Raw genomic sequence first — 1,001 nt, 5'->3', positions numbered from 1 at the left:
ATCGGGGGCGGTGTCCTGGGCCATGCCGGACAGCACACCGTCCGGGCCCAGCTCCAGATACCGGTTGACTCCGAGCCCGGCTGTGGCCGTGATGCCGTCGGCGAAGCGGACGGGCTGGCGGACCTGGCGCAGCCAGTACTCCGGCTGCTGCATGGCGCCGGCCTCGGCGACCTCACCCGTCAGGTTCGATACGACCGGAATCCGCGCCGGGCTGAACGTCAGCCCGTCCAGGACGGTGGCGAACTCCTCCAGCATCGGCTCCATCAGGGCTGAGTGGAAGGCGTGCGAGACCGCCAGGACGTTGACCCGTCGGCCGTGGGCGGTGCACTCGGCCGCGTAGCGCTCGATGGTCTCCAGGTCGCCGGAGAGTACGAGGGAGTGGGGCCCGTTGACGGCGGCGACATCGAGTCCGGAGTCGGCGACGTCGGCTTCGGTGGCCTGGATGGCGAGCATGCCGCCGCCGGTGGGGAGTGCCTGCATCAGGCGGCCACGCTCGGCCACCAGGGTGCAGGCGTCGTCCAGGTCGAGGATGCCGGAGATGTGGGCGGCGGTGATCTCGCCCAGGGAGTGGCCCAGCAGCACGTCCGGGGTGATGCCCCAGGATTCCACCAGCCGGTAGAGGGCGACTTCGAGGGCGAACAGGCCCGCCTGCGCCCACAGGGTGCCCTCCAGCCCGATGCCGTCGGCCAGCACCGCGCGCAGCGGACGCTCCAGGCGGACATCCAGGCGGGCGCAGACCGCGTCGAAGGCTTCGGCGAAGACGGGGAACTGCTCATACAGCCCCAGGCCCATTCCGACACGTTGTGAGCCCTGGCCGGTGAACAGCACCGCCAGGCGGCCCTCGTCGGACACCCCGGTGGCCAGGACATCGTCTCCGGTCAGGACTGCGCGGTGTTCCAGGGCGGCGCGTGTGGTGGCCAGCGACCAGCCGACATCCACCACATCCAGCTCCGGCCGCTCGGCGACGAAGGCGCGGAGCTGCTTGATCTGTTCCTGCAGGG

1 protein-coding gene is annotated in these 1,001 nt (G+C 70.9%); it reads right to left on the bottom strand.

The features are described from left to right. On the bottom strand, window positions 1-1,001 hold a 1,001-nt coding region (locus tag G5C65_RS37670), incomplete at both ends, for an acyltransferase domain-containing protein (RefSeq protein WP_165303556.1).

Origin of the sequence: Streptomyces boncukensis, from assembly GCF_011045075.1 — a bacterium.
In the GTDB taxonomy this organism is placed as follows: domain Bacteria; phylum Actinomycetota; class Actinomycetes; order Streptomycetales; family Streptomycetaceae; genus Streptomyces; species Streptomyces boncukensis.
The sequence above is the reverse complement of the archived record's forward strand: the minus strand, read 5'-3'. Positions and strand labels throughout refer to the sequence as shown.